This window comes from Verrucomicrobiaceae bacterium, assembly GCA_016713035.1.
Classification (GTDB): Bacteria; Verrucomicrobiota; Verrucomicrobiia; order Verrucomicrobiales; family Verrucomicrobiaceae; genus Prosthecobacter.
Genome location: JADJPW010000007.1, coordinates 419,292 through 425,434, shown reverse-complemented (window position 1 = coordinate 425,434; position 6,143 = coordinate 419,292). Strand labels below are relative to the sequence as shown.

At 57.6% G+C, this 6,143-nt stretch carries 8 protein-coding genes; 5 read left to right on the top strand and 3 right to left on the bottom strand.

Annotated features, from left to right (window positions below):
• Positions 1 to 549 precede the first annotated feature (549 nt).
• Positions 550 to 1,584: an IS630 family transposase gene (locus IPK32_21295; protein ID MBK8094426.1), complete on the bottom strand. Its 1,035-nt coding sequence runs from the start codon at positions 1,582 to 1,584 to the stop codon at positions 550 to 552.
• Between the two features lie 67 nt (positions 1,585 to 1,651).
• On the opposite strand from IPK32_21295, the gene IPK32_21290 reads away from it, so the two are divergent.
• From IPK32_21290 to IPK32_21275, 4 genes are all read left to right on the top strand, one after another.
• Entirely contained in the window at positions 1,652 to 1,864 is a 213-nt protein-coding gene (locus IPK32_21290) for a helix-turn-helix domain-containing protein (GenBank protein MBK8094425.1), read from the top strand.
• 87 nt (positions 1,865 to 1,951) lie between these two features.
• Complete coding sequence (locus IPK32_21285) at positions 1,952 to 2,542, top strand: transposase (GenBank protein MBK8094424.1); 591 nt, start codon at positions 1,952 to 1,954, stop codon at positions 2,540 to 2,542.
• A gap of 642 nt (positions 2,543 to 3,184) precedes the next feature.
• Positions 3,185 to 3,385: a hypothetical protein gene (locus IPK32_21280; protein MBK8094423.1), complete on the top strand. Its 201-nt coding sequence runs from the start codon at positions 3,185 to 3,187 to the stop codon at positions 3,383 to 3,385.
• On the top strand, positions 3,382 to 4,203 hold the full coding sequence (locus tag IPK32_21275; GenBank protein MBK8094422.1) for a hypothetical protein: 822 nt from the start codon (positions 3,382 to 3,384) through the stop codon (positions 4,201 to 4,203). Before IPK32_21280 ends, IPK32_21275 begins: the two co-directional genes overlap by 4 nt.
• A gap of 180 nt (positions 4,204 to 4,383) precedes the next feature.
• On the opposite strand, the gene IPK32_21270 is transcribed toward IPK32_21275, so the two are convergent.
• The gene (locus IPK32_21270) at positions 4,384 to 4,875 is read right to left on the bottom strand and encodes a hypothetical protein (GenBank protein MBK8094421.1); all 492 of its coding nucleotides are present in this window, start codon (positions 4,873 to 4,875) and stop codon (positions 4,384 to 4,386) included.
• 5 nt (positions 4,876 to 4,880) lie between these two features.
• Complete coding sequence (locus tag IPK32_21265) at positions 4,881 to 5,396, bottom strand: hypothetical protein (protein ID MBK8094420.1); 516 nt, start codon at positions 5,394 to 5,396, stop codon at positions 4,881 to 4,883.
• 160 nt (positions 5,397 to 5,556) lie between these two features.
• Here IPK32_21265 and IPK32_21260 point away from each other — a divergent pair, with 160 nt between their 5' ends.
• A complete protein-coding gene (locus IPK32_21260; GenBank protein ID MBK8094419.1) occupies positions 5,557 to 6,138 on the top strand; it encodes a hypothetical protein in 582 nt (193 codons plus the stop codon).
• The last annotated feature ends 5 nt before the right edge of the window (positions 6,139 to 6,143 follow it).

Here is a 6,143-nt window from a genome sequence, read left to right as displayed (position 1 = left end):
CTCTGCACGAAGGTCTCCAGCTTCCCGGCATAGCCACCATCGGCAAGATCATCAGCAGGCTCAGGAAGCCATGGCAAAACATGCACAACAGCAGCTTTGCGCCGTCACGATCTTGCACGTCGGCGGGCGTGACCCACCACGCCCAGCAGCAGGCCGTTGGTGTCGGTGAGCGCGTGGCGCTTGCGTCCCTTGATCTTCTTGCCCGCGTCGTAACCGCGCATCACAGCCGGTAGCTGCCCTGCCTTTGACGCTTTGGCTGTCGATGACAGCGGCGCTGGGCATGGCGTTTTTTTAGCATCAGGCGTGTCTGGGTGCGCAGGGCGTCGTTGAGCTTGGGCCACAAGCCCTGCTCGGTCCATTTACTCAAGGCGTCGTGAGCGGTGCTGCGGGGCGCGAGGTTCTTGGGGGATCATCGACCACTGAGAGCCCGTTTGAGCACATAGCGGATGGTGTCCAGACAGATTCGGGCGGAGTCGGGAGCTCGCAGCCTGCCTCGACAACGCTTTCGCGCCAGCCGGGTAGATGATAGACCGGTTCTCAAAAAGAATGTCATAAACGCGTCTTTGGGCGGCACTGGGACTGAAGGATGGATGGCTGGTCGAACAAAGAGCGTAGGGACTCGATGATACGGTCCTGAAGTTGCTCGGAAGTCTTGGCGATCCAGCCGTTGAACCAGTCGGCCTTCATGCGCAGCCACAAGCGTTCGATGGCGTTGAGATCGGGCGAGCGTGGTGGCAGATACTCGGGCTCAAAGTGGTGCCAGTTAAGACTCTTGGTCTTGTGCCATGAGGCGTTGTCGAGCACCAGGATGGCGCGGCGTCCTGCCACGTGCGGATTCTCTTCGGCCAGAGTGTCGAGGAACACCTGAAAAGTGACGCTGTCGCACAGGTTGAAGAGCAGTGCGCCGAGCCTTCCATCTTTGGGCCGCACTGCGCCAAACACATTGTAGCGGATGTGCTCACCGAGATAGGGTGAGTGGCGCACCTTGCCGATCTTGGTCCAGGTACGGCGCGGGCGCGGATCGCCTTCAAAGCCGCTTTCGTCGCTGAACCACAGGTCGACGCTCGGATCGGCCACCCAGCGCTGGAGCTTTTCGCAGAAGGCTTGGCGCTTGTCCTCATCCTGATTGAGCGGCCAAGGGCGCGGAACCTTGATGCGGTAGTCGTGCTCGTGGAGATAGCGCACGGTGGTGCTGTAGCCGAGCTGGGTTTGCAGGTTCTGCTTGATCCAGCCGTGCAATTTCACAGCGGTCCAGTGGCTTTGTCCGGCCAGTGAGGGGTCTTCGATGAGAGGTAGGATTTTATCGCTCACCTGTTCCTTGGGCAGGATGCGGCGACGCCCGCTGCTGCGTCCAGGAATGAGACCATCAAGGCCGGCGAGATTGAAGACTTGGATGAAGCGCAAAACCTGCCGCAGGCTGAAGCCTGAGAGGTCAGCGACTTGCTCGCGGCTCTTGCCTTCATAAAGCCAGCGCAGCGCTTGAAGCCGACGAAAGCCCTTCTTCGTGGGCGTGCAATCCATCGCCACGCAGACCTCTTCCAAGGTCGCGTTTTCGAGATTGAGTGTGATGCACGGGCGGGCCACCGCCGCCTATTACTAATCCGGTAAATAGATAGCACGCATTATGAGGATGTGGTAATGGTGCGTCCGCATGAAAGAAGACGGACGCAAACTAAGCAAGGAACAACAGGTGGAAGCACGTCGCCGGGCGATGCTGCTGGCCAAAAAAGGCTGGAGTGAACATGACATTGCCGAGGCGGTGGGGGTGCATCCCCGCACTGTCCAGCAGTGGAAGCGGCACCAGCGCCAACACGGCACCGCAGCCCTGCTGTGCGACGAGCGCGGCAGGAAAACATGGGGATAAACGGCTCATGAGCGCCGAGCAGGAGAAGGAAGTGCGCAGGCTCATCACCGACAGGTTGCCCGGAGCAGTTGAAGCTGCCCTTGCACTATGGACCCGCAAAGCTGTCGCCCAACTGCTGGACAAGCGCTTCGGGTTCAAGCTGCCCGTGCGCACCATGGGGCTGTATTTGAAGCGCTGGGGGTTCACACCCCAGAAGCCATTGAAGAAGGCCTACGAGCAGCGACCAAGGAAGTCCAGGCGTGGCTGGAGCAGAAGTATCCGCAGATCGCAGGCTCAGGCCAAGGCGGAAGGGCCGAGATCTATTGGGGTGACCAGACCGGGGTCAACAACCAGCCCAATGCCGTGAGAGGCTACGCACCACGCGGAGAGACGCCCGAGATCAAGCAGATGTCCGGGCGCTTTGGTAGCTCGATGATGAGCGCGGTGAGCAACCGGGGGAGTTCGCGGTGGATGGTTTACAAAGGGGCACTGGACGCGCGGCTTCTCATCCGCTTTTTGGAGCGGATGGTTCGCTCGATGCAGGGGCGCAAAGTGTATCTCATCCTCGACAACCTGCGGGTGCATCACAGCAAGCCGGTGAAGGAGTGGCTGGAGCAGCATCAGAGCAGATCGCGGTGCATCACCTGCCCAGCTACAGTCCAGAGCTCAATCCCGACGAGAGGCTCAACCGTGCGCTGAAAAGCAAACTGGGAGTGCTACCCGCCGCCCGGAGGAGCGGGAGCCGCAAAAGCAGATCATCGGCCAGATGCGCTCATGCCAGAGGCTGCCAGAACAAGTCCGTGCCTTCTTTAAATCTGCCTCAACCCAATATGCAGCTTGATGTGCTATCTTAGTGCCGGATTAATAATTACCGAAATTCTAAAAAGTACAGCCTCAATATGACATTCTTTTTGAGAACCGGTCTAGCTGCAATGCCGCTAAGCAAAAAAGCGAAGAGGAGCGAAAAGAGTGCTGTACAACTGAGTAGCTGAGTCAACTAGCGGTAGATGGTAAGCCATCCAGCCCACCGCGATACGAACATCATCTCTGCACGCATCCGCAAAAAAACTCGGCGTCGAGCAGTTGCCCGAGGAACTGCGGGCAGAGCCAACGCACCAAGGGCCGCGACGCAAACTTCTCGGTTGGCAACTCATCGCCGGCATGGTCGCCCAAAGTCTGCACGCTTGCGGCAGCCTACAGCAGATCATCGGTCGTTATTTTGCTGTGCGCATCGGGCTCCGCGGCGCTAAGCCAGCGTCGTTTGAAGATATCCACCCAAGCTTTCGATGCCTGCATGCGCCACTCCCTGGTGCCGCTAGCCTGTGAGCAGCGGCATCCAGCGTGTTTTTCGCCGGGCTGCGCTTGGTCGGCATCGACGGTGGGCAGTGGAACCTGCTTAACACCGTGCAGATCAACGCCCAAGTGCCCAAAAGCCGCAGTCGTCGTGCGCAGGCAGCCTTTGCCAAGCTCTCCATGAGCACGCTGGTCGAGCTCGGCACCCATGCACCGCTGGCCGTATCGATGTCACTGCGCGCTCAATGAGAAATCGCTGGCCGATCCGTTGCTCGCCGCGCTACCAGGCTCGCAGCCTGCTCATCGCCGACCGCTGGCGGGCAGGCTCCGATGCTCAAAGAACTGCAAAAACATTCGCAGCGCACGCAGAGTCACTTTTTGGTCCGAGTGCGGCAAAGCTCTCCGTGCGAGTGCAAAGCGTGCATGCCGATGGCAGTGCGGAGGTGGTGGTGAGTCTGCGCGAGCGTGAGAGCCCATGCGCAGACTCGTCAACAACAGCTCCGTCCAAAGCTGACGAGAAGCAGACACCCGAGGCGAACAAAGCGCGGGGCCGCCCGCGCAAACATCCGCCGATGCGCCAGAGCGAGTTGCCAGTGCGCGAGATCGTGGGGCGAGTGCGCAACGCCGCTGGAGAGTGGGTGAAGGTGCGGCTGTGGACGAGCCTGAGCGTGCAGCAGGGCAGTGCGCGTGAGTTGTTGACGTTGTATGCGAAGCGCTGGGAACAGGAAGTCTTTTACAAAGAACTCAAGCTCGTGCTTCACGGAGGGCATTTGCTCAGCGCACAACGCACTGAGACAGCACAGCAAGAACTCGCCGCGCTCCTCATCGCCAGCTCACTGGTGGCTGAGGAGCGACTAGCCTGCGCACAGAGCAGTGAGGATGAAGAAGTCCGGCAGGGCAGGAGCGCTGCGCATCAGCATGAGCCACTGTTTGGAGCACACCGTAGCGCTGCTACTGGTGCTGGAGGCAGCGCAGGGCCTCATGGACGAGGCGGCACAAGGAGTGCTGGTGCGCCGAGTGCGAGAGCAAATCGCCCAAGCCGCGTTGCCAGCGCGACGAAGACGTAGTTGCCAGCGCAAGGTGCGACAGCCCGTGAGCAAATGGCCACGCCTGCTCTCGACCTCTTCTCTCCAAGCCAGCGACGATCTCATCATCGACCCTTTTGCTTAGCGGCATTGATTTTAAACCGCTAATTCGACGCTGACGTGACTCTAATTCCAAACTCATTTATCAGCGTCCTATCAGCGCTACAAGGTCAGCTGTGATACAGATGCAAGCGCACTATAAACCGGCTGCCAATCTCTGGCGATCCTTCGCTGGTCATCAGGATCGTCCGCGAATCGCTCTGTGTGGGTGCAGACGTAGTCGGCGAGGGAACGAATAGCGGGGTGAATCGGGAAAAGGGCCGAAGCCGTGGGCCATCCAAACTGCGCGGCGACAAGGGAACCGACAATCGCAGCCAAAGAGCCATCGTCATGCTCTGAAGTCACAAACTCTCGAAGAAAGGTATCCAGCACAGGGAAATAGAACACAAAAGCGCGGCCTCCCATGAACATGAAATCCTCCTGATAATGAATCGGGTTCTCGCGGAACTTCGTCAGCGCTTCGGGCACGGTGAGTCCACCGAAGTTTCGCCATGCATTCTGTGCATCAAGACAACCACCCAATGGGTCAAAATCGTGCTCCGCAGGGAGTCCTGTCAGATTGCCGGGGCTCTTGCTTTTCACGGGGATGGTCATGTTATCTATCCCTTTGTGATGGTTGTATGGTTGAGGTCCACTCGGACGCTGTTCTTTCGTCGTTGCAGAAGCGTGATAATGCCATTTTTGCAGGTGCAGTCATCTCGCCAGATCCTCCAAAAGTCCCCAATAGGAGCAACCTGCTCAGAAGAGGGTCTGTGGATGTCTCCAACTTCTTTAAAGCTGGCCTTCTTGGCGATACCGTCCTTGCTCCAAATCTCGACAGCATTGTTCTGAAGTTCGTCGGTCTTCACAAACTCCCAAGCAATCCAGACGACTCGCGAACCATCGTCAGACACGAAATACTCATCGTGCCAAATTGGACGCGTAAATGACCACAAAACCCGCTTCGGGTTCTTGGCAGCAAATACCTCGTGCTTTCCGTTCTTTGCATGTACTCGAAGCACAAAGTGTTCGTTTTCAGACTTCACAAGGCGATCTTTGGGCGGCGCAAAAGATGTGGCGAAGACATCGCCCAGAAAAGCTGTGATAATGGCTATGGTTACTGCGACGGTCTTCATTTCGTTGAGTGCTACTAGGAGATTGAGCGAACGCCCAATACGTGTCAATGACTCAACATGTGTAGCTGATTCAATTCACCGCAGAGATGAGCAGACTTTAATGATGGTGGAGGCGGGATGACAAAGCCGAAGCCATCAGAGCGGGAAAATCTTTTGGTCTGTGGAATTGACGTTCCTTGGTGGATTTCACAGAATCGCGGCCATGAATGTCCTGAGTATCCTTTGCCAGCGCTGCGGTGCACCGCTGCACGTCGCTGATGAAAGCGTGCGCTTCATCACCTGTGCGCACTGCGCTACACCGCTGGAGATCGTGCGCCAAGCGACGCAGTCGCATTCACGCATTCTGGAGCAGATTCAGGAGTCCAGTTCGGAGAGTGCGAAGACGCTCCGACTTATCGCCCTGCAAAATGAGTTAGAGCAATTGGACCGAGACTGGCATGGGGTCGAGCACTTGGTCAGCGGAGCCCTGGTTGATTGGAAAGCTAGCCCTGGCACTGCTTTCATGAACCTGCTGATCGGATTTTTCATTTTGCCCGCTCTATGTGTTGTTGTGGCAACAAGCGGCCTGACACGCCTTGTCTTTCTTGGACTAGCGGCAGCGGGAATGGGCTACTTTTTTGTGCAGGCCTACCACAAGTCCGCTCGGGAAATAAAGGAGATCGCACGTTTCGAGAACGCGCATCATCAACGGAGACAGTCCTTGCTCAACGCCATCCAAAAAGCCAAGCAGGAGGTTTTATGAGAAGG